18 protein-coding genes and 2 pseudogenes are annotated in these 22,002 nt (G+C 69.8%); 7 read left to right on the top strand and 13 right to left on the bottom strand.

Annotated elements, in window-relative coordinates; genetic code table 11:
- Positions 1 to 413: 413 nt before the first annotated feature.
- Positions 414 to 3,209: a glycosyl hydrolase gene (locus tag ACGFJ7_RS31255; protein WP_392645304.1), complete on the bottom strand. Its 2,796-nt coding sequence runs from the start codon at positions 3,207 to 3,209 to the stop codon at positions 414 to 416.
- 149 nt (positions 3,210 to 3,358) lie between these two features.
- Between ACGFJ7_RS31255 and ACGFJ7_RS31250 the strand changes: the two genes are divergently transcribed.
- A complete protein-coding gene (locus tag ACGFJ7_RS31250; protein WP_392645302.1) occupies positions 3,359 to 4,549 on the top strand; it encodes a PP2C family protein-serine/threonine phosphatase in 1,191 nt (396 codons plus the stop codon).
- Positions 4,550 to 4,773: 224 nt separating this feature from the next.
- On the opposite strand, the gene ACGFJ7_RS31245 is transcribed toward ACGFJ7_RS31250, so the two are convergent.
- A complete protein-coding gene (locus ACGFJ7_RS31245; RefSeq protein WP_392645300.1) occupies positions 4,774 to 6,069 on the bottom strand; it encodes a hemolysin family protein in 1,296 nt (431 codons plus the stop codon).
- 114 nt (positions 6,070 to 6,183) lie between these two features.
- Here ACGFJ7_RS31245 and ACGFJ7_RS31240 point away from each other — a divergent pair, with 114 nt between their 5' ends.
- Positions 6,184 to 6,447 carry a GlsB/YeaQ/YmgE family stress response membrane protein gene (locus tag ACGFJ7_RS31240; protein WP_360261049.1) on the top strand — a complete coding sequence of 88 codons (264 nt, stop codon included), beginning with the start codon at positions 6,184 to 6,186 and terminating at the stop codon, positions 6,445 to 6,447.
- On the opposite strand, the gene ACGFJ7_RS31235 is transcribed toward ACGFJ7_RS31240, so the two are convergent.
- Positions 6,413 to 7,747: a HAMP domain-containing sensor histidine kinase gene (locus ACGFJ7_RS31235; protein ID WP_360261047.1), complete on the bottom strand. Its 1,335-nt coding sequence runs from the start codon at positions 7,745 to 7,747 to the stop codon at positions 6,413 to 6,415. The genes ACGFJ7_RS31240 and ACGFJ7_RS31235 overlap by 35 nt on opposite strands.
- Positions 7,744 to 8,406: a response regulator transcription factor gene (locus tag ACGFJ7_RS31230; RefSeq protein WP_360261044.1), complete on the bottom strand. Its 663-nt coding sequence runs from the start codon at positions 8,404 to 8,406 to the stop codon at positions 7,744 to 7,746. The genes ACGFJ7_RS31235 and ACGFJ7_RS31230 overlap by 4 nt, the downstream gene beginning before the upstream one ends.
- Positions 8,407 to 8,505: 99 nt before the next feature.
- Between ACGFJ7_RS31230 and ACGFJ7_RS31225 the strand changes: the two genes are divergently transcribed.
- Genes ACGFJ7_RS31225 through ACGFJ7_RS31215 form a run of 3 tightly spaced genes read left to right on the top strand, consistent with a single transcriptional unit; the run spans position 8,506 to position 11,626 of the window.
- Positions 8,506 to 9,609: an LCP family protein gene (locus tag ACGFJ7_RS31225; RefSeq protein ID WP_392645297.1), complete on the top strand. Its 1,104-nt coding sequence runs from the start codon at positions 8,506 to 8,508 to the stop codon at positions 9,607 to 9,609.
- 24 nt (positions 9,610 to 9,633) lie between these two features.
- Positions 9,634 to 10,971 (top strand): potassium transporter TrkG, encoded by a 1,338-nt coding sequence (locus tag ACGFJ7_RS31220; protein ID WP_360261039.1) that lies wholly within the window; start codon positions 9,634 to 9,636, stop codon positions 10,969 to 10,971.
- Complete coding sequence (locus ACGFJ7_RS31215; RefSeq protein ID WP_360261037.1) at positions 10,964 to 11,626, top strand: TrkA family potassium uptake protein; 663 nt, start codon at positions 10,964 to 10,966, stop codon at positions 11,624 to 11,626. Before ACGFJ7_RS31220 ends, ACGFJ7_RS31215 begins: the two co-directional genes overlap by 8 nt.
- Here ACGFJ7_RS31215 and ACGFJ7_RS31210 read toward each other — a convergent pair.
- Positions 11,623 to 11,937, bottom strand: coding sequence for a hypothetical protein (locus tag ACGFJ7_RS31210; protein ID WP_392645295.1), 315 nt, complete (start codon positions 11,935 to 11,937; stop codon positions 11,623 to 11,625). The two genes, ACGFJ7_RS31215 and ACGFJ7_RS31210, sit on opposite strands and share 4 nt — an antisense overlap.
- 37 nt (positions 11,938 to 11,974) lie before the next feature.
- Between ACGFJ7_RS31210 and ACGFJ7_RS31205 the strand changes: the two are divergent.
- Positions 11,975 to 12,091, top strand: a pseudogene (locus ACGFJ7_RS31205) (transcriptional regulator); the annotation flags it as partial.
- Between the two features lie 87 nt (positions 12,092 to 12,178).
- A pseudogene (locus ACGFJ7_RS31200) lies at positions 12,179 to 12,289 on the top strand (IS630 family transposase); the annotation flags it as partial.
- Positions 12,290 to 12,388: 99 nt separating this feature from the next.
- Here the strand turns inward: ACGFJ7_RS31200 and menC are convergent.
- The 8 genes from menC to ACGFJ7_RS31160 all read right to left on the bottom strand — a co-directional run bounded on the left by menC (position 12,389) and on the right by ACGFJ7_RS31160 (position 21,848).
- Positions 12,389 to 13,495, bottom strand: a complete 1,107-nt coding sequence (gene menC, locus ACGFJ7_RS31195; protein WP_392645293.1) for an o-succinylbenzoate synthase — start codon at positions 13,493 to 13,495, stop codon at positions 12,389 to 12,391.
- Positions 13,492 to 14,349 (bottom strand): GNAT family N-acetyltransferase, encoded by an 858-nt coding sequence (locus ACGFJ7_RS31190; protein WP_392645291.1) that lies wholly within the window; start codon positions 14,347 to 14,349, stop codon positions 13,492 to 13,494. Before ACGFJ7_RS31190 ends, menC begins: the two co-directional genes overlap by 4 nt.
- The gene (locus ACGFJ7_RS31185) at positions 14,342 to 15,427 is read right to left on the bottom strand and encodes a M20 family metallopeptidase (protein ID WP_392645290.1); all 1,086 of its coding nucleotides are present in this window, start codon (positions 15,425 to 15,427) and stop codon (positions 14,342 to 14,344) included. The genes ACGFJ7_RS31190 and ACGFJ7_RS31185 overlap by 8 nt, the downstream gene beginning before the upstream one ends.
- Complete coding sequence (locus ACGFJ7_RS31180) at positions 15,427 to 18,657, bottom strand: serine hydrolase (RefSeq protein WP_392645288.1); 3,231 nt, start codon at positions 18,655 to 18,657, stop codon at positions 15,427 to 15,429. Before ACGFJ7_RS31180 ends, ACGFJ7_RS31185 begins: the two co-directional genes overlap by 1 nt.
- Positions 18,658 to 18,801: 144 nt before the next feature.
- A complete protein-coding gene (locus tag ACGFJ7_RS31175) occupies positions 18,802 to 19,689 on the bottom strand; it encodes a radical SAM protein (RefSeq protein ID WP_392645286.1) in 888 nt (295 codons plus the stop codon).
- Between the two features lie 8 nt (positions 19,690 to 19,697).
- Positions 19,698 to 20,348 carry a nucleotidyltransferase domain-containing protein gene (locus ACGFJ7_RS31170; protein ID WP_392645284.1) on the bottom strand — a complete coding sequence of 217 codons (651 nt, stop codon included), beginning with the start codon at positions 20,346 to 20,348 and terminating at the stop codon, positions 19,698 to 19,700.
- A gap of 221 nt (positions 20,349 to 20,569) precedes the next feature.
- Positions 20,570 to 21,046 carry a nucleoside deaminase gene (locus ACGFJ7_RS31165; protein WP_392645282.1) on the bottom strand — a complete coding sequence of 159 codons (477 nt, stop codon included), beginning with the start codon at positions 21,044 to 21,046 and terminating at the stop codon, positions 20,570 to 20,572.
- A gap of 7 nt (positions 21,047 to 21,053) precedes the next feature.
- Positions 21,054 to 21,848: a hypothetical protein gene (locus ACGFJ7_RS31160; RefSeq protein WP_392645280.1), complete on the bottom strand. Its 795-nt coding sequence runs from the start codon at positions 21,846 to 21,848 to the stop codon at positions 21,054 to 21,056.
- Between the last annotated feature and the right edge of the window lie 154 nt (positions 21,849 to 22,002).

Here is a 22,002-nt window from a genome sequence, read left to right as displayed (position 1 = left end):
CCGCGACAGCCGCGACAGCCGCGACGACCATCACGACCAGATTCCAGCCGCCCACGCCGCCCACGCCGCCCACGCCGCCCACGCCGCCCACGCCGGATGATCCAATATTGTCCACAAAAGAGGCGAAAACTTCGCACTCCTCATAGCGGCGCGCGCTCGGGCTGGGAAGGCGTCGACGAGCTCTCGGGCTGCATCGAGCCCACCACCAGCCGGTTCGACTGGACCTGCGGGACGACATGGTCCTGGGAGAGGCGGCGTTCCAAAGACGCACATCCCAGCGAAGGCAGAGTTCTAGCGAAGGGCGGAGTCTCAGGGAAGGCGGAGTCCCAGCGAAGGCGGAGGCCCAGGGACGGCGGAAGCCCAGGGAAAACACGGCCCCGCCGCCGTGGAGGTGGGGGCGGGGCCGGTGGGGGTCAGCAGGTGTAGACGCGGAACTCCCAGAGGGAGTAGCCGTATGGAGTGGCTCGTTCGGTGCCGAACATGCGGATGTAGCGGGCGGTGCCGCTGAGGGCGTGTGTCGTCTGGCCGCCCGCTCCGGTGCCGGTCACCGTGACGGCCGGGGTCCACGTGGTGCCGTTTGCGGAGGTTTCGATGCGGTAGGAGCGGGCGTGGGCCGCCTCCCAGGTGAGTTCCGCGCGAGTCAGGGTGCGTGCGGTGCCCAGGTCGATCTGGACCCACTGCGGGTCGGTGAAGGCGGACGACCAGCGGGTTCCCGTGTCGCCGTCGACCACGTCGGTGGCGGGGAAGGCGGCCGACTCCGTCGAGGACGCGGTGGCCGGGCGGCCCTGGGAGGCCAGGGTGCCGGTGCCGCAGCCGGTCGGGGGCGGGTCGGTCGGGGGCGGGTCGGTGGGGGTGCCGCCGGCGTTGCCGCCCGACCAGTTCGCCGCGCCGCCGGCCACCGTGCGGCCGGGTGGCAGCGACAAGGTTCGGCCGTCGGAGAACGTGACGGTTTGTGCGGCGTTGGTGATGTTCGAGGCCACGTACGTCCTGGCCCCGTTTTTGACGAAGACCTTGGCCAAGGGGTGGTTGGCCGTGACCGTGGTGTCGACCTGGCCGAGCGCCGCCAGGTTGCGGATCCAGTGGAAGGTGTGCGCCTTGCTCTCGCCCTCCTCCGGGGTGTACGACGGGTCGGCCCGGAACCGTGACAGCGCGTCGTCGGGGTCGCCCAGGGCCAGGTACTGCCAGAGCATGTCGCGCCACAGGGTGGGTTCGCCGCCGTTGTTGCGGACCAGTTCGGCGTACGTGCCCCGGACCGCCGCCGGATGGTCGCCCAGGTAGAACTGGCCGCCGGTGATCGGGAGCATGTTGATGCCGACGATCATCTCGTGTTCGCCGGAGAACCAGGTCGCGTACGCGCCGCCCGAGCCCCACACGATGGCCGAGTAGTTGTGGCCCCAGTTCGCCGGGAAGTTCTCACCGCGTACGTCGAACCAGTATTCGTTTATCGCCGCGGCCTGGGTCGTGTAGATCCAGACGCCGGCGTCGCGGACCGCCGTGTTGCCTGTGGCCTGGCCCCACTGGATCAGCGCGTTGGCGAAGTTCTGCCCCTCCGACGAGGACTCCTGGTTGTTGCCGGCGCCGAACGAGCCATGCCCGGACGCCCAGTCGTGTCCCTCGTAGATGTCGAAGTCGCGCAGGTACGGGAAGCGGCTGTCGGCGCGGTCGTAGTTGTTGGCGTCACGGATCAGCAGGTCGACCATGCCGCCGTACCGGGCGTTGGAAGCCCAGGCCGGATCGAACTTGGCGAGGGTGGCCGCCGCCGCCACGAAGTAGCCGTAGTGGAAGTGATGGTCGTTGAGTTCCTGGTCGGAGCCGTACGAGGCCGGGTAGCCGATCAGCGTGCCCCAGTTGCGGTCGTAATAGAACACCCGTGACGTCTTGCCGGCCGTCGCGGTGAACCAGTCGGTGAGCCGCGTCCGGATGACGTTCAGCGCCGAGTCGCGCACGGCCGTCAGGTTCAGCTGGTCGGCGATCTCGGCGATTCTCGCGGCCCGGCCGAGACCCTTTCCCGTCCAGTACGTGTCGTCGCCGCGGAAGTCAGCCGGGTTGGTCAGCTCGTTCGTGAGATAGGTCGTGATCGTGGTGAGGTCGGCCCCCGCGGAGTCGCCGGCCGCGGGGATCTCCGGGAGCACCCCGGTATACGTCATCGACGTGCTGAACTGGCCGCCGGTGACGATGCGCATGGCACCCCGGGGTGAGACGTAGGTCGGTGCGAGCGGTGTCGAGCCGGTCAGGTACCGCCACTGATGGGGGTAGAGCGCGATCACCGTGCCGGTGCCGCCGCCCTCGCGGGCGGTGGTCGTCACGGCGTACGTCGAAGTGACCGCGCCGTTGTTCTGGTTGTAGGAGTACGAGAGGCGGCTGCCGGTGACGTGGTTGTGCGCGTACGGGGTGAAGCGGTCGGCCAGCGCGATCTTGTCGGCCGTGCTGGTCCCGCTCGTGGTGGGCAGGACGGCCACCGAGAGGTAGCCGCGACCGGCCAGGCTGGAGCGGATGGTGGTGCCGCTCAGCGACCAGGTGGCCCCGGTGGGCGCCCAGGCGACGTAGTCGTGGCCGCCGATCGAGAAGCCGATCCGGTTGCCGCTGTTCGACCAGGCGGTGGGCGGGCCGGTGATGGTCAGGACGGCGTCGCCGCCGGTCACCTGGTAGTACGACAGGGGCAGGCCGCGGCCGATGGTGGCCCGCAAGGTGCGGCCGCCGCCGCTGAGCAGGGTGCTGACCGTCCAGTCGCTCCAGCCGTCGACCAGGGCCTGGCCGGCGGTGAGGCCGTCGACGCCGACGCGCACGTGCTCCGCGTACGGGTAGTGGTATTCGCCGGTTCCGGTGGCGGAGCCACTGATCGCGGCGTCGGTCTGGTAGGACAGGCCCATCCCGCCGGCGCCGGGCTGGTAGGCGGCGGGGCCGGCGAACAGCGGCGCCGAGAACTGGCAGTCGAACCGTTTGAACAGCAGCGAGGACCACCAGTCGTTGGTGGGTACGGGGCCGGCGGGGGCGTTGCCGGTCACGTGCTGCCGGGGGTTGGTGGAGATCGAGCCGCAGCCGGTGGGCAGGCTGCGCCCGGCCGGGAGGGTTTCGGTGTAGCTGCCGGCGCCGACCGGGGCGGCCGACGCGCTTTCGGTGTGCGCGGCTTCAGTGAGCACGGCGACGCCGCCGGCCGTGACCAGAGCGAGCAGGGCGGCGAGCCCTCTGGGGGGACGAGGTCGTGTCATGGACGGGCCTCCTTGGGGATTCCCGGAGGCGCGAACGGGGGGAGAGAGCGCTCTCCGAGTTCCGGAAGGCTAACCGGGGCAGGGAAGTTCGTCAATGTCATGCATCCCGAGGGTGAACAATCGGGAGCCGCGATGGAAGATGGTGGACGATGCTCTCGTCGATGGAGGCCGTACGCCGGCTCATGGATCTGCGGCACCGCGGGCGGGCCGAGGACCTTCCGGCGGTGCTGGCCGAGGCCGCGCCCCTGCTCGGCGCCGAGGCGGCCGGCGTGCTGCTGGTCGACTACGGGCAGGTGGCGCTGCATCCGCTGCGCGGGACGGCGCCCGGCACGGCCACCACCGAGCCGGTGGAGGACACGGCCGCCGGGCGGGCCTTCACGACCGCCGAGCCGCAGTGGCTCGAAACCGACGACGGCGGCAAGCTGTGGCTGCCGCTGCTGCACGGCGCCGAACGGCTCGGCGTACTCGAATTCCAGGTCAAGGCCTATCCTCCGGCGTCCACCCGGCACGACCTCGAGGTGATCGCGGCGCTGGTGGCCGAGCTGATCGCCAGCCGGCGCTTCTACGGCGACGCGGTCGAGCACACCCGCCGCCGGCTGCCCATGCAACTGCCGGCCGAGATCATCTGGAACCAGCTGCCGCCGTTGACGTTCGCGGTCGACGGCACGATGGTCACGGCCGTGCTCGAACCCTGCTACGAGGTGGGCGGCGACGCGTTCGACTACGCGGCCAACGGCGACCTGCTGCACGTGGCGCTCTTCGACACGGTCGGGCACGGGATCAGCGCGAGCGCGCTCACGACGCTGACCTTGAACACGTACCGCAACGCCCGCCGGTCCGGGCTCTCCCTGATCGACACCTGCCGCTCGATCGACAAGTGGGTGCACGCGCAGTACCCGGGCGCGTTCGTCACGGCCCTGCTGTCCGAGCTGGACATACCGACCGGCACCTACCGCCGGATCAGCGCCGGTCACCCCGCGGAGATCTTCCTGCGCGACGGCCGTACGCTGCCGCAGCTACCCACCCCGAACACGCTGCCGCTGGGCCTCGGCCACATGCTGGGCCGCCCGCCCGAGGTCGTCGAGGAGCAGCTGCGCCCGGGCGACGCGCTGGTCTTCTACACCGACGGGATCACCGAGGCGCGGGACGCGTCGGGCGCCCTGTTCGGCGTCGAACGCCTCGGCGAGTTCATGCTGGAGGCGCTGGGCGAGGGCCGACCGGCGCCCGAGACGATGCGCCGCTTGATTCAGACCATCGTGTCGTACGAGGACGGCGAGCTCCGCGACGACGCCACGGCGGCCATGCTGCAATGGCGCCGCCACGACAAAGACCCTGGGTAAGGTGGACGCCCGGATGCCGGCGCCGTGGTCAAACCCTCGTCCAAAAGGATTCGGCGCCGGCATCCGTGCGCTGTGATCAGTATTCCGGCGCCCCCACCCCCAGCGGCAGAGCCACATGTCCCGATCCACCCCAACCAAGATCCGCCCCCACGGGCGAATCGGCCATTCCGCCCGGCCATCAGATCAGAAATTTCCGATTTGTCCGTGCGAAGCGGGAGCGGCACTTAGGATGCCGGTTCGGGCTCGGGTTCGGGGGCGTGGATCGGGCGCAGGCGGATCTGGGTGATGGCTCGCCCGGCGATCTGGGTCACCTCGGCGGTGTGGCCGTCGACGGTGACGATCTCGCCGGGGGCCGTGGGGATGTGGCCCAGCTGGGCCAGGACCAGGCCGGCGACTGTCGTGTAGTCGTTGTCGGTCAGCTTCTCGGTGTCCACGCCGATGTCGGGCAGGTCGTGGATCGGGAACGTGCCGGGCAGCAGCATGGCGCCGTCCGGCTCGCGGACCACCGACTGCACGTCACGGTCGGTCTCGTCGTAGATCTCACCCACGACCTCCTCGACCAAGTCCTCCATCGTCACGATGCCGTCGATGGCTCCGCGCTCGTCCACCACCAGGGCCAACTGCTGGCGGCGGCCGCGCATCTGCATCATCGCGTCCGAGACCTTCAGGCTCTCGGGCAGGAACTGGGCGTCGAACATGTGGTCGCGCACCGGGCCGGTCGCGTCGATCAGGTCACGCAGATGCACCACGCCCAGGACGTCGTCGAGGCCCATCGGGCCGGTCACCGGGGCCCGCGAGTGGCCGCCGGCCGCCAGCCGGGCCAGAGCCTCGCGGGCGGGCGTCTCGGCCGGGACCACCAGCACGTCGCGGCGGGGCACCAGGATCTCGCGCAGCACCCGGTCGGCGATCTCGAAGGCGCCGCTGATGATGGTCCGCTGCTCGGGGGTGAACTCCTGCTGCTGGGTCACCAGGTCGCGGATCTCCTCGGTGGTGACCTCCTCCCGGGCGGCGTTCGGGTCGTTGCCGGTCGCCCGTACCAGCAGATCGGTTGACTTGCCCAGCAGCCACACCACGGGGCGGGAGAGGGCCGAGAGCGTGTCGAGCGGGCGGGCCACCATCAGCGCCCAGCCCTCGGCCCGCTGCATCGCGATCCGCTTCGGGGCGAGTTCGCCCACCACCAGCGTGAAGAAGGTCAGCACGATGGTGACCAGCACGATCGAGACCGGCTCGGCGGCGCCGCCCAGGAAACTCAGCGGGCCGGTCAGCGGCTTGGCCAGCGACACCGCGGCCGAGGCCGAGGCCAGGAAGCCGGCCAGCGTGATGCCGATCTGAATGGTGGCCAGGAACCGGTTGGGGTCGCGGGCCAGCTTGGCCAGCGTCGCCCCGGTGCGCGACTGCCGTTCGAGGCGCTGCAACTGGCTGTCGCGCAAGGAGATGAGGGCCATCTCACTGCCCGAGAACGCCGCGTTCAGCAGAACCAGAATCACCACGAGGATGATTTGCCACCCGTAGCCGCCCATCCAGGGCTCACTCCTTTGCCATTTCGAATTAACAGGGGTTCCGACTGTAGCCGATGTTTCGGTAATGGTCGCCGATGGTAATTGGCGATCGACACCCCCGAGCAAGGAGCGACCGTGGAGATCTCCGGAATCATCACCGCCGTCATCATCGGCCTCATCGTCGGCGCGCTGGGACGGCTGGTGGTGCCCGGCAAGCAGAACATTCCGATCTGGCTGACGATCGTGATCGGCATCATCGCCGCCATCATCGGCACGTTCATCGCCGCCGCCATCGGCGTGGACGACACCCGCGGCATCGACTGGATCGAGCTGATCATCCAGGTCGTGCTGGCCGCGGTCGGCGTCAGCCTGGTGGCCGGCCTGCGCGGGCGGCGCTGAACCACACGACGGCATCCATCCCCGTGGGAGTGGCGGCGTCCAGCCGGACGCCGCCGCCACCGGCCCGGGCCAGCTTCGACACCAGCGCGAGGCCGAGGCCGGTGCCCCCGCGAGGCGCGCCGGGCGCGCGCCAGAACGGCTCCAGGGCCTTCTCCCGCTGGTCGGCGGGGAGCCCGGGGCCGGCGTCGATGACGTGCACCTCGACCCGATCGGGCGCCGTTCCGGCCGCGGCCAGCGTGATGACGCTGCCGTCCGGGGCGGCGTTCAGCGCGTTCGAGACCAGGTTGTCCAGGATCTGCTCGATCGCCCCCGGCATCGCCGTCGCCGGCAGCGGCCCCTCGACGTCGGCGCGCAGGGTGATTCCGCGTTCGGCCGCGAGGGGCTGCCAGATCCCGGCCCGTTCGGTCACCTCGGCGGCCACGTCGACCGCCTCCGGCGCCTCGTCCCGCCGATCGATCAGGGTGAGGTCGAGCAGCGTGTTCACCAGCTTGTCCAGGCGCTCGGTCTCGTTGAGCGCGGCCTCCAGGCTCTCCGTCCCGGCCGGCCCGACATCCGGTTCCAGGTTCTCCAGGCGCAGCCGCAGGGCGGCCAGGGGACCCTTGAGCTGGTGTGAGGCGTGGTCGGCGAACGCGCCCCGGGCCGACAGCACGCTGTGCAGGCGCTGCGCGGTCCGGTTGAACGTGGCGGCGAGCCGTCGCAGCTCCGGCGGTCCCCCGGTGATCCGTACCGGCGTGGGCCCGGTGTCGTCGGCCAGCTGGCGCGTGGCCTCCTCGAGGGCCTTCACCGGGCGGACGATCCAGCGGGCCAGGGCCAGGGCGATCGCGGCGCCGACGGCCAGCACGAGCAGGCAGGCGGCCGCGAGCAGGGCCCAGACCCGACGCACCTGCTCGTCGGCGGCGGCCGTGGGGACGGTCAGGCGCACCGAGCTCGAGGCGGGCAGGGACACCGAGACGGCCATCACCCGTACGCCGTCGACCTGGGCGAAACCGTGGTGGATCCCCTCGGGCACGGCGCCGGCTCCGGGCACCGTGCTGTACGTCAGCCGGCCGGCGGCGTCGAAGACCGCGATCCGCCCGTTCCAGCGGCGGGCCACGGCCGAGGCGATGTCCTCGACCTGGTCGCCGTCGTCCTCGCCGAGCTCGGCGTCGACGTAGGCGGCGACGATCTCGGCCTCGCGCTCCAGCTGCCGGAACGTCTGGTCCCGCTCGCTGCGCTGGTAGAGGTAGCCGAGCGGCACGGCCAGGCCGGTCAGGACGGCCAGGACCAGCGACAGGTACGTGACGACCAGGCGCCGGGTCACGGGACGACGAGCCGGAAGCCGACGCCGCGCCGGGTCTCGATCCAGGACGGGTCGCCGAGCTTGCGGCGCAGGGCCGCGATGTGGAAGTCGAGGGTCTTGCTGCGCGCGTCGGCCGTGGCCCAGATCCCTTCGAGCAGCTTCTGCCGCAGGATCATCGTGCCGGGCTTGGCCGCCAGCATCTCCAGCAGGTCGAACTCCTTGGGGGCGAGGGCCACCGGCTTGCCGTCCACGGTCACCTCCCGGGTCGTACGGTCGATGACCAGCGACCCGAGCACGCGCGTGTCGGGCTCGGCCGGCTGGGCCCGGGTGGCCCGGGACCGCCGGTCGACGGCCCGGATCCGGGCCACCAGCTCGCGCAGGCTGAACGGCTTGGACAGGTAGTCGTCGGCGCCGCCCTCCAGGCCCCGGACCAGGTCGGCCTCGGCGCGGCGGGCGGTCAGCATGATGATCGGCACGCCCTGGGACCGGCTCAGCGCCCAGCACACGTCGACGCCGTCGATGTCGGGCAGGCCCAGGTCGAGCAGCACCAGGTCGGCCGGCGGCGCGGCCAGCGCGGCCGAGCCGGTGGCCACGTGCTCGGCCTCGATGCCGAAGCGGGCCAGACCCTGCACCAGGGGAATCGCGATCGAGTCGTCGTCCTCGACCAGTAGCACCCGCATGCACCAATGATTATCACGCCGCGGTCCCTGGCGGAAAACTTACTGTTCCCTTTAAATGTCCTTCACTTATTCCCAGAATTGCCGCCGATCATGAACGCCGTGCGCAGGAAATCACCTTTATGGGCCAAACTGACGACCGCTTTCGGCATCGTGCTGGCGTTGACCGGGGGCGGCGGTCTCGTCGCGGTGAAATACTTCCTGAACCAGCTCACGTCGAACATTCAGACCACGTCCAGCGTGCTCGATTCCGCCGGCCTGGGAAACACCGCGGCCACGTCCGGCGAGTTGCCGGCCGGCGCGATGAACCTGCTCCTGCTCGGGCTCGACTCCCGGGCCGGCTGGGAGGAGGAGGGCAAGGCCTCGCGCTCGGACACGATCCTGATCCTGCACATCACCGCGTCGCACGACCGGGCGTACATGATCTCGGTCCCGCGTGACATGGTCGCGAAGATCCCGGCCGACGAGTCGCGGGGCTTCGGCGGCGCCACCACCAAGATCAACGCCGCTTACGCGTACGGGTCGGCGAACGGCGGTGGCTGGCAGGGCGGCGCCAAGCTGGCTACGAGCGCGGTGCACGAGCTGACCGGCATCGAGTTCGACGGCGTCACGGTGATCGACTTCGACGGCTTCCGCGGCATCATCGAGGCCATGGGCGGCGTGCACCTCTGCGTCGACAAGGACATGTGGTCCAGCCACTACCTGGTGAACAACGGCAAGGTCGAGTACGCGCACGGTGCCGACCCCAAGACCCCGCCGAGGAACGCCCTGTGGTTCCGCAAGGGGTGCCGCGACATGAAGCCGTGGGAGGCGCTGGAGTTCTCCCGGCTGCGCCACTCGGCCAACGGCGACTACGACCGGCAGCGCCACCAGCAGCAACTGCTGCGCGCCATGGCGCGCAAGGCCGGCAGCGCCGGCATCATGGGCAACCCGGCCAAGGTCTCCAAGGTCCTGGCCGCGGCGGGCAGGTCGCTGCGGATGGACACCCACGGCGTACCCGTGGAGACCTTCATCTTCGGCCTCAAAGGGCTGGCCGCCGGTGACCTGATCCCGATCAAGACCAACGGCGGCACGTTCGCCACCGGCGCCGGCGGTGGCGAGGGTGTCACCGAGGACACCCGCGGCCTGTTCGCGGCCACGTCGGCCGACCGGCTGCCCGAGTTCCTGCTCCGCCACCCCGAGATGCTGATCTCCGACGGGGCCTGACCGGCCGTACGGTATAAATCTCTGATGCGCCCGGCCCGCCCCCACCCGGCGCGGACCGTGTCGCTGGCCTTCGTGGCCGCGATCGCGGCCGGAGCCGTGCTGCTGATGCTTCCCGTCTCGCGGGCCGGCGACGGCTCGGCGCCGTTGCTGACCGCGCTGTTCACCTCGACCTCGGCCATCACCACGTCGGGCATGTCGACGGTCGACACCGCCACGTACTGGTCCGGCTTCGGCCACGTGCTGATCGCCCTGCTGACCCAGACCGGCGGCTTCGGCATCACCACCGGCGCGACCCTGCTCGGCCTGCTCGTGTCGCAGCGGCTGGGGCTGCGCGGCCGGATGATGGCCGGCGTCGAGACCAGCACCGGGCTGGCCCACGGCGACTTCCGGCGGGTGCTGATCCTGGCCGCGGCGGTGATGTTCGCCTGCGAGACCGTGATCGCCGGCATCGTCACGGCCCGGCTCTGGCTCACCTACGACGTGGCGTTCGGGCCGGCCCTGGCCGAGGGCGCCTTCAACGCCGTGCAGGCCTTCAACAACTGCGGCTTCTCGCTGCGCAGCGACGGGCTGACCGGTTTCGCCGGCGACTGGTGGATGTGCGTCCCGCTGACGCTGGGCGTCATCGCCGGTGGCATCGGCGTGCCGGTGCTGTACGAGATCGGCCGCCAGCGGCGCGGCCCGGCCGCCTGGTCGACGCACACCCGGCTGACCGTGTGGGGCTCGCTGGTGCTGCTGGCGGTGGGTTTCGCCGCGATCCTGGCCCTCGAGTGGCGCAACCCGGGCACGCTGGGACCGCTCGGGGTGCCCGGCAAGATCCTGGCCGCCTTCGTCCAGGGCACCATCCCCCGCTCCGGCGGCTTCAACACGGTCGACTACGGGGCCATGAACGAGGACACCTCGGCCATCGTGGTCGGCCTGATGTTCATCGGCGGTGGCAGCGCCAGCACCGCCGGCGGCATCAAGGTGACGACGTTCTTCCTGCTCGGGTACGTCATCTGGACCGAGGTCCGCGGCGAACGCGACGTGGTGATCGGCCGCCGCCGCATCGCCGAGGCGACCCAGCGCCAGGCCACCGCGGTCGCCCTGCTCGGGGTGGCCACGGTGGCCGTCGGCACGCTGACCCTGCTCGCGGTGACCGGCGGGGTGTCCTTCGACCGGGCGCTGTTCGAGGTCATGTCGGCCTTCAGCACGGCCGGGCTGACGAACGGCCTGACCGCCGAGCTGTCACCGGCACGCCAGCTGATCCTCAGTGTGATGATGTTCGTCGGCCGTGTCGGCACGATCGCCGTCGCCTCGGCGCTGGCCCTCAACACCCGCCACCGCAAGTACCGATACCCGGAGGAGCGACCGATCGTTGGCTGACAACCAGGTGGAGAACGTCGTCGTGATCGGCCTGGGCCGGTTCGGCGGCCAGGTGGCCGAGTCCCTGCTCAAGCTCGGCCACGAGGTGCTCGGCGTCGACGAGGACGCCGAGCTCGTCCAGCAGTGGTCCGACCAGCTCACCCACGTCGTGCAGGCCGACTCGACCGACGGCGACGCGATGGAGCAGGTCGGCATCAAGGAGTTCACCCGCGCCGTGGTCGGCATCGGCAGCGACATCGAGGCCAGCGTGCTGACCGTGCTGACGCTCAGCGAGCTGGGCCTGGGCGACATCTGGGCCAAGGCGGTCTCGGTCAAACACGGCAAGATCCTCCGCTCGGTCGGCGCCCACCACGTCATCTACCCCGAGGCCACGATGGGCGACCGGGTGGCCCACCTGATCGCCGGCCGGATGCTCGACGTCATCGAGTTCGACGACGGCTTCGCGGTCGCCCGCACCCGGATCCCCCGTGACGCCGCCGGGCGCACCCTGGCCGAGCTGGGCCTGCGCTCGAAGTACGGGGTCACGGTGATCGGCTTCAAGACCCACGGCGCCGAGCTTCTGTACGCCGAACCCGGCGCCGTCGTCCCCGACGGCGCCGAGCTGATCGTGGCCGGCCCGCTCGAGGAGGTTCAGCGCTTCACGGCCGACACCTAGCGCCCGTTTCGCACCTGGAGGATCCAGGTCACCCCGAAGCGGTCGGTGAGCATGCCGAAGCCCGGGCTGAACGGGGACGGCCCGTACTTCTCGACGATGACGGCACCGTCGGCGAGCCGGCCCCACAGGCCGCCGACCTCGTCGGGGTCTCGCCGGCGGCTACCGGCTGCGCGCCGGCACCCGAACTGCCGCCGCTGCTGTTCGACGACGAGCAGGCGGTCGCCCTCACCGTCGCCCTCCAGGTCGCCGCCACCACCTCGGACGACGCCCTGGCCGACGCGGCGGGCCGGGCCCTGACGACGATCTGGCAAGTCCTGCCGGCTCGTCCTCGACCTGCCGGCCGCCACGGTGGCCCTTCACACCCGCGACGGCGTCGTCGAGGAGGCCGGCCCCGGCCGCTGCCGCCTCACCACGGGCTCCTGGTCGTGGCCGGCCCTGGCCGCCACGATCGCCCGCTTCGACGCCGACTTCGAGGTGATCGGCCCGCCCGACCTGGCCGAGGCCTTCGCCCACCTGGCCGCCCGGTTCACCCGTCGGCCGGCGCCTCCTGCGGACGGCTTGCTCGACGAGCCGCGGCCGGGCCGGCCGCGGACGGTCACCGATGACCAGGTCGAGCAGGTGATCGCTCGGACACTCGAGTCGTCGGACTGTATCTCGACCCACCCGAACGGGCGGTAGATCCAGGCCCTCGACCGCACCGCACCGACGCTGCCGATGCCGCCCGGCGGGCCGGCCCGCGCGGCACACGACCACCAGCTGGCCCTACAGCGGCAGCCACTCCGAGTTTGTGGTGATCTCGGTGAGGACGTCGGGCAGGGGCTCGACGCCGAGGCCGGGGCCGGTCGGTACCGGCAGGTGGCCGTTGTCCAGGATGAAGGGGGGCGTCACGTCCGTACGGAAATAGCGGTCCGAAGCCGAAGTGTCGCCCGGCAGGGTGAAGCCGGGCAGGGCGGCCAGCGCGACGTTCGCGGCCCGGCCCAGGCCGGTCTCGAGCATGCCGCCGCACCAGACCGGGACGCCGTTGGCCGCGCAGACGTCGTGGATGCGGCGGGCCTCCAAGTATCCGCCGACCCGGCCCGGCTTGACGTTGACGATGGCGCACGCGCCCAACCGGATGGCGTCGGCCGCCGCGCGGGCCGACACGATCGACTCGTCCAGGCAGATCGGTGTCCTCAGCCGCCGGGACAGCTCCGCGTGGCCGAGCACGTCCTCCTCGTCGAGCGGCTGCTCGATGAGCAGGAGGCCGAACGGGTCGAGGGCCGCCAGCAACGGGGCGTCCCCCACGGTGTACGCCGTGTTGGCGTCGACCTGGAGCAGCACGCCGTCGCCGAAGCGTTCGCGGACCGCGCGGACCGGCGCCACGTCCCAGCCGGGCTGGATCTTCAGCTTGATCCGGACGTAGCCCTGCGCGAGGTAGCCGCCGACCGCGTCCAGCAGCGCCGGGATCGAGTCCATGATGCCCACCGACACCCCGCACGGCACCCGGTCGCGGGTCGCGCCCAGCTCGCGGGCGAAGCTGCGGCCCGAGCCGCGCAGTTCGGCGTCGAGCACCGCCGTCTCCAGCGCCGCCTTGGCCATCCGATGGCCTTTGAACTTCCGCAGGGCCGGCGCGACCGCCGTGGCCGCTCCCGGCGGCTGGGCGGCCAGCGCCGGCACCAGGTAGCGGCGCAGCACGTCGGCCGCCGCCGCCACGTATTCGCTGGAGTAGAGCGGGTCGCTCATCGCCACGCACTCCCCCCATCCCTCGGCCTCGTCGGTGACCGCCCGCAGGAGCAGGACGTCGCGTTCGGTCTCGGTGCCGAACGACGTGCGGAACGGCGCCACCAGGGGCATCCGGATCCGGCGCATCTCGATGCCGGTGAGTTTCATCGGTTCTCCCTGTCCAGCACGTACCAGCCGGCGCGGTCGAAACCCCGTACCGTCGCCCCGTCGTCGATCAGCGGCCCCAGCGTCTCGCGCACCGCGACCCGCCAGCGGCGGGCACACGCCGGGTCGGTCCGGCGCAGCGTTTCGATGTCGGCGGGAACGGCGATCAGCACCGTACGGCCGTCGGCCGTCCCCTCGACCGGCTCGTTTCCCGGCGTACGGCCGAGGGCCGTGACCGCACCCGACCGGCGCAGCGCGCCCACCTCGCATCCGGGCCGCCGTTCGCCCCGGGCCGCCCGGTCGACGTGCGGCGCCGCGAGGTTCCAGTGGAGCAGCAGCCGGTCCGTGTCGTCGTCGCCGTTGATGGCGTCGCCCATCGGGCCGTAGAAGTCGGGCAGGTACTGGGCCGGATCGGCGCCCAGCTTGACCACGTTGAAGTACGCGTTGCGGCTGACCAGCGGGTCGAACGTCCAGCTGATCCGGGTCACGCCGTGCCCGAGCGCCCAGGCCCGCTGATGCAGTTTCAGGGCGCGCCCCACGTCCCGGCCGCGGGCGGCCGGCACCACTCCGGCGACGTGGCTGTGCACCTCACGGCGTTCCGGCGCGGCGAAGAAGCCCACGCACGCCCCGACCATGCCGGTGCGGTCGTAGGCGCCGGCCACGTAGTTGCCGGCTTTGCTCATGGCGCGCAGCATCTCCCGGCTGACCGGCGCGTGGGCCGCGCCGGAATGCCAGATGCCGTCGAAGAGCCGGTACACGGCGTCCAGGTCCGCCAGTTCGGTGAGCAGCCGGATGCGCACACCGGCGCCGCCGGCGGCCAGATCGGCGGCCGAGGCGGGAGTCAGCAGGTCACTCATGGCAGCGGAGCGCCGTCTGGCACAGGGCGGCGACCAGGGCGGCCCGGCGCGGCAGTTCGGCGATGACGACGTGCTCGTCGGCCGCGTGGGCGCCACCGCCGACCGCGCCCAGCCCGTCCAGGGTGGGTACCCCGACGCCGGCGGTGAAGTTGCCGTCCGAGGCGCCGCCGACCGCGGCCCGCGCCGGCGGCGTCAGGCCCAGTCGACCGGCCGCCGCCACCGCCCGTGCGTAAAGGTCGCCGGAAGCCTCGGCCGCCAACGGCGGACGGTTGGGGCCGCCCTCGATCGTGAGGCGCGCCCCCGGCAGAACCGGCGTGAGCGCCCGTAGCGCCGCGTCCACGCGCAGCTGCTCGGCCGTGGTCCGGCAGCGGACGTCGATCGCGAACTCCCCCGCCGCCGGGACGGTGTTGGTCGTGGTGCCCGCGGTCATCCGGGTCGGCACCACCGTCGTACCGAGCGCGGGATCGGCCAGGGCTTGCACAGCAAGCACCTGATGGGCCATTTCCACTGTGGAGTTCACACCGGCCTCGGGGGCGAGCCCGGCGTGGGCGGCCCGGCCGGTTATCCGTACCCGATAGAGGGAAACGCCTTTGCGCTCGGTCTTGAGCGCGCCTCCGTCGGCCGAGCCCTCCAGCACCAGGGCGGCCACGCATCCGGCCGCCTCCTGCTCGATGAGCTCGCGCGAGGTCGGCGAGCCCAGCTCCTCGTCGCCGGTGACGAGCAGGGTGACGCCCGACCGCTCGGGCAGCGCGGCGATCGCGTGCAGAGCCTGCACGACGCCCGCCTTCATGTCGAAACACCCGGGGCCACGCAGGATCTCACCGCTTGTCTCGTACGGATGACGCGCCAGCGTCCCGACCGGCCAGACCGTGTCGTGGTGTCCCAGCACCAGGACCCGGGCCGGGCCGTCACCGAAACGCCAGCGCAGGTGGGTGCGGCCGTCCAGGACGATCCGCTCGGGCCACACGCCGAGCCGCCGGTGACCGATGCCGGCGAGGACGCCGGCGCAGCGGGCCACGGCGGCCCGGTCGTCCGAGGGCGACTCGCAGTTCACGAGCTCTTCGATGTCGGCCAGCATCAGGCCACCTTCGGGGTGGCGCGCACGCCCAGGTGCAGATAGCGCTCGCCGGTCGGCAGCCGGTAGAAGAAGGCCGGGATCCAGTTGACGCTCCCGGGCAGGCGCACGAGATACAGGTCGTCGTCGACCGCGACCATCGGCAGCTCGTGCACCGGCTCGGGGCTGAGCTCGGCGAGCGGACCCGTCGTGGTCATCCTGAGAAGGGGTCCCTGGAGTACCTCGAGCCGCGCGCTGGCCCGCTCATAGGTGCCCAGGTGCGGTGTGATGTCGGCGTCGACCGGCGGCTCGGGCGGGGTGAGCGGTCGCGGCATCGTCAGGCCGGCCACCTCGGCGAAGATCTCGCGGAACAGGTCCTCATAGAGGTCGCGGGCGCCCTCGCCGTTGGTCAGCAGGGTGACGGCGAGATCCTGCTCGGGCAGCAGCCGCAGGAACGCCGACTGGCCGATGGTGTTGCCGTCGTGCCCGATGAGCCGGTGCCCGTCCCAGCCGAACCGGATCCAGCCCAGCCCCCACGAGTCGCCCAGCGTGTGCTTCTCGGGCAGCTCGACCTGCTCGGCGGCCATCGCGGCGGCCCCGGCCTCGCTGATCAGCCGGGTGCCGTCCGGGGCCAGCCCGCCGGCCAGATGCAGCCGGGCGAAGGCCAGCAGGTCGGCCGCGGTCGAGGTGATCAGTCCGGCCGGCCCGAGCGCCCGCGGAAGCGTCCACACCGGAGCGACCGTAGGCCCGGGCAGGTGACCGGTGGCGGCCCGGTGCAGCAGCGCCTCCTCCGGCAGCGTGCCGGTGCGGCGCAGGCCGAGCGGCGTGCCGATGCGGTCGCGGACGGCCTGGTCCCAGGTGCCGCCGGTGAGCTTTTCGACGACCCGGCCGGCCAGGACGAAACCGGAGTTGCAGTACGACCAGGTGGCGCCCAGCGGGTGGTTCCGGGCCACGTCGCGCAGCCCGTCGACGTACTTCTCCAGGCAGTCGTCGCCGCGCCCGGTGTCGGTGAAGACGTCGCCGTCGAGGCCGCTGGTGTGCGTCAGCAGGTGGCGCATGGTGAGCTTGGCGTCGGCCAGCGGCAGCTCGGGCAGCACATCGACGATCGGGGCGTCCAGTTCCAGCCTGCCCTCGTCGACGAGCTGCTGGACCAGGGTGGCCGTCCAGACCTTGCTGATCGACCCGATCTGGAACACCGAGTCGGTGGTGGTCCCTACCCCGGTGTCCACGTTGAGCACTCCGTACGCGGCCTCGATCTGCTCGTCCCCCCGGGAGATGCCGAGGACCGCTCCCGGCACGCCGTGCCGCTCGGCCAGCACGGCCAGCCGCCGCTGCCAGTGGTCGCCGTCGATTCGGCGGATCCCGCGTACCCAGGTGGCGATCCGGGTGTTGAAGTCGATGCGCTGACTCGGCGGCCCCTCGAGGATGAACAGGTGCGAACCGCCCGGATAGAGCACCAGCTCGGCCGGGACGCCCCGCTCGCGCAGCGCGGTGTGCCACTGCTGGGCCTGGCCGACCGGGCAGCGCAGGTCGGCGTCGCCCTGCAGGATCAGGGTCGGGGTGGTGACCTGGGCGACCCGGGTCAGCGGCGACATGGCGGCGTACCGCGCGGGCTCCTCCCAGGGCCGCCCGCCGAGTTCGAGGGCGGCCAGCAGATGCCCGTCGTCCGAACTGCCGGCCATGCTGGTCAGATCGCTGACCACCCCGCCGGCCACCGCGGCCGCGAACCGCCCGTCGATGGCGGTGAGATAGCAGGTCATGTAGCCGCCGTAGCTGTAGCCGGCCACGGCCAGCCGTTGCGGATCGGCGGTCCCGTCGGCGACGAGCTGGTCGAGCGGCTCGAGGAAGTCGCGGGCGTCGGCCTCGCCCCAGGCGCCGAGGGCGGCGGTGAAGAACCGCTCGCCGTAGCCGTCGCTGCCCCGGGGGTTGAGCAGCAGCACGTTCCAGCCCCGCCCGGCCAGTTCCTGGTGGTAGAGGTGGACGTCGTCGGCGGCCCCGTTCCAGGCGTTGTGCGGCCCACCGTGAATGTCGAGCAGCAGCGGCCGCGGCCCGGTGGCCGCCGGATCCCGGATCAGCCAGCCGTGCACCACGGTGCCGTCGGAGATCGTGAACTCCCGCTCGACCCGGGGGAACAGCTCGACGTCGGTCTCGTTGTGCGTGGTACGCACGGTCTCCGTGCCCGAGACCACGTCGACGGTGACGATTTCCCCGTACGAGGTGGGTGTGGCCAGAACGACGGCGGCGGTGTCACCCACGACCGACATCCCGGAGACGACCCGCCCGGCGCCGGCCACGATCGGCCGGGGTTCCCCGCCATCCAGGGAAACGGCGTAGAGATGGGAGCAACCCCGGTCCCGTACGCAGAAAAGCACCGTCCGCCCGTCGGCGGCGAACCGCGGAACCGCGCCCGGATAGCCCGGCCCGCCGGCCATGACGTTCCGGTCGAGGCCCGCGGCGAGATCACGCACCGCCCCACCGTCGAGCGGCACATGAAGCAGCCGCGCGTGCCCGACGGGTTTCCCGGTGGTGCCGACGACAATGAGCGCGTCCCCCCGCGGCGTCCACACGGCCGGCCCGGCGAACCCGTCGGCCAGTCCCGCCTGCTCCGGCCGGGCCTTGGGATCGGTGACGTCCAGAACATGCACCGGAGCACGAAGCGTCAGATCGGCGTCCTTGCCGGTGGCGGCGGAGAACGCCAGCCGAGTCGAGTCGGGCGACCATTCGGGCTCGCCGGCGTGCCAGTCCCCCTCGGTCACTTGCCGGCAGTCACGCGCCCCCACATCGAGCACGAACAGATGCTTACGCCGGTCCCGCAGCAGCCCGGCCCCATCGGCCCGGTAGTCGAGCCGCTCGGTGACAACAGGCGCGTTCGCGCCCGCCCCGCCGATGGCCACCGGCGCGGCAAAGGCGATCTTCGTACCGTCCGGGCTCCACCGGGGCGCCCCCGCCCCCAACGGCAGATCGGTGACCGGCTCGGCCTCCCCACCGTCGGCGGGAAGCAGCCACACTTGCGCCGCCCCGTCCCCACCACGGAGAAACGCCAGCCACCGCCCATCCGGCGACCACGCGGGCGCCGTGTCGGCCGGCCCCCGGGTCAGCCGCCGCCCGGAACACCAGATGCCACGGGTGACCCGGTCCGCTTTCCGGTCGGCGCCCCGCAGCACATAGGCCACCCGGCTCCCGTCCGGACTGAGGGCGGGCTGCTCCGGCGTCTCCACGGCCACCAGATCCTCGATCAGCGCCCGACGTGTCACGGTCTACCCCCTAGGCTCGCGGCTCCCTGCGCGAAGCCTGCCCTTCCGGGAGGTCCGTGTCATTGTGCGCGACGACGAGACAGAGGCGCCCGACTCGTCCGTTACACCGAGGCGCGCGTGCCCGCACCTTCCGTCGAGGCGACGTCAAGAAGCCGTGGCCGCATGGGGAAATACTCGGATCGCAGTACCATACCTCTGCTTCTCCCACACCTCTTCAAGGGCCGCCGGAGTGGCTTTCTCGTCGCCGGCAAGCGTCGTGACGACCGTATCGAAGAGATCACCCATGACGTGGTCGGGAGTCTGCTCATTGGACGGCAGCACCAGCCTTCGCCGATCGTCCAGCACGACGAGCCAGTCGTTCTGCGAGAAATCGTGGACGCGCACTCCTCCGCTGAAGAATGCGGAGTATTCAGTCGCCGATGACTCCACCGCCTTCAGAACGCCGGAGGTTTGCCCCAGGCGATGCATATCATCGATGCGTGCGCGCCTGTTCTCGATGTACGTCTGGATCACGACGCTGAAGAAACCGGCCGCCGTGGCGTCGTCCAGGAAACGTTTGAGACCGGCTGACGTAAGCCGGCTGAGCATGAAATTCGCCGTGCACGACAGGTCGGCTTCCGCGGCTAGCCGACGCGCGAGCGACAGTTGTTTCGAATAATGTCCCTGACCCATGAAACTGTCATGACGAACACTATCTCCGTAGAAGCTCAGCTTGACATGCTCGAGCCTGCCGAACCACGCCGGGATACTCCCTTCGAGGCTGTCCCCGTTCGTGGTGAGAGCTTGGGCCAAGCCCAACTCATCGCCGCGTTCAACCAGCTCAGGCAGACCTTCGAACGTCGTCGGCTCTCCACCGGAGAAGGAGATCTTCTTGACTCCTAGATCGGCGAGGCGGGCCGGAACCTCCATCGGATCGAACGATGGATGCGAGAATCGCGGCCCACTTCTTGAAAGGCAGAATACACACGCGCGATTGCAGTGCAGGGTCAGACGCCAACAGACCACTTCGGACACATCGATGCGAGCCCTCATGTGAACTCCTACAACAAGGTGATCTTAGAAAATCTGGATGCGAACCACAACTTCCCTTGCCGATCACGCCGCAGCGCTTGGAACGTGACTTTCTGTCCGATCCTTCTTCCGAGCCCCTGAAGAAACCAGGTCAGGAAGAATACCGAGACGATCTCACCGGAGCCGAGCGCCAATGAGAGTCGCCGCGGCATGGAGTAGGCATCTACGGCATCGCCGACTATGGTGCCGACGATATCGATGTCCTCCCTCTCCAGATCGGGAATCACCGGAACCTGGGCCGGCCCGGCCTTCATGAGGTCGACCGGAAAATCGCGGATGTAGAAGTAAGGAAGACCGTCGCGCAAAATGGAGACCAAATCGGTTGCGCTTATCGGTACGTTCTGGCGCGGCAGCGTGAAGAGCGAGGCCAGTTCACCATCGGTCCGATACCGGGCGGCGGGAATCTGCTGAACCACCTGCGCAACAAGCCTGAATGGATCTGACAGACCTTCGATCAGAACATCCCAATCAGATCCTGGACCCTCCTTCCCAAGAAGCCGGGACCCGTACGCATACAGCTTGGCGCCGCTCTCCTCCGCCAGCGCAACGAACTCCCGGAAGCCCTTGTCGAGGTCTGGCCCGTCCGACGACAGAGGGCTGGAGTTCCAGGGTTGTGCCACGCAAACAGTCTCGCGGCTCCGAATGACACAGCCGGCATCCACGAGCCAGTCCGCAGCAGAGGCCGCGGATCGATGCGCGCCTGTGTGCCAGATTCGCCTCAGCCCGGACGACGTACGTTGATAGGCGGGGTACAGTATTGCGGAGTCGTCGGACTCTACATAGGCGCGCAACACATAGACAGTCCCTCCGTTGTCTTCAACGTAGTCGTAGCTCCGCATGGCTAGGAGCCGCCGCCGGGCAAGAGCTCCACACACTTGTCACGCATGAAGCCCTCAAAAACTTCGATCTTCGGATCACCACGTTCGGCCACGAAGGCCGATTTGATTTTGATCTGCCGCCATGAGTAGAAAATGCCGTTCTTCCATTCTCCGCCTCGCGTCAGCGCGTCCTCGAGCGTGGCGCCGAAAACAAGGCCGCCCATCTTGGCCCAGATGGCAGCGGAGGTACACATAGGGCACGGCTCGAGGGTGCTGTACAGATAACAACCTTCCAGGAGCCGGGAATCCATCTTTTCAGAAGCTCGGCGGATCGCCAGAATCTCCGCATGCGCAGTGGGATCGATCGACGTCTTGAGAGAGGTATGAGCTTCACCGACCACGTCACCATTCGGGTCGACCACCACGGATCCCAGTTTGTAATCACCCGCCGCGGATCCGCTGTTCGCCAGGACGATCGCCTGGTTCATGAAGTCTTCCATCGGGTGATTAATAGCCACCTCTTGCCGCCCTCTCCGAAGCTCTTTCGGCCACCAAGAACATTTCACTGTACTTCCAGAGGATTTCCTGGAACACTCGTCGCGAATTCTCATTCGGAAAGAATCGCCTCGTACCGAAGGCGCACACCACGCCCAACGGCTTGCCGTGGTCCGAGTGGATCGGGAGGGCGAGGACCCAACCGATCTTCGGATCGACCTTTCTGCTGATCCGCTCGTTATATCGATTCAGGTGATCCTCCGGGAGGACTTCGTACTTTAATGCATCCTGATTGTAGGCCTCACATATGACGAGCTCGTCCACGTCGGGGAAAACATAGTCCAACGTGTAGTTTTCCGGCATTTCTTCCACATTACAAAGAATCTCGCGATCTTTCCTGAGGATCGTCCGGCCCTCAAGCTGGTCACGGAGGAACACGTGAATGTTGAGAGGACCTGATCTCCTGGGGAAGAGTGCGGATTTCACTAACACTTGGGTGCTAATCTGCAGCATCTCCTCGCAAGCCGACTGAACCTCGATGCGAGACCTTTCTTGCATCCTGGCCTCCGCTATAAGGTGGCTACGTTCACCGGAAACGTCCACGGCGACGTCGTAGAGCACAAGGATGAGGGCGAGCGGGAAGAGGATCATCCACCAGCCGAGCTGCTCGGGCAATTTAGCCAGCGTAATCCCGTCGGACACTGCCGTGGAGATCAAGTTGACCATGAATCCCACGAGTATCGTGAGCAGCACCTTGGCGGTGAGCTTGGTACTGACCGGCGGGTTCAGCCAGCTTCGAGTATTCATGCATGCGGCTCCCGATGGACGAGCTGACAGCATAAGTCCACCGACGACGCGGAATCCATCATCCGCGTGAACATATATCTTGGTACCGAGAAGGGCGAAGGCGAATAGACCGAACTCGTCATATGACCAGTGTTCTGGCGACTATAAGGTCCGG

Source organism: Actinoplanes sp. NPDC048988, from assembly GCF_043197815.1.
Taxonomy (GTDB): domain Bacteria; phylum Actinomycetota; class Actinomycetes; order Mycobacteriales; family Micromonosporaceae; genus Actinoplanes.
Note: the sequence above shows the minus strand (reverse complement) of the source record. Positions and strands in the feature narration are given on the sequence as shown.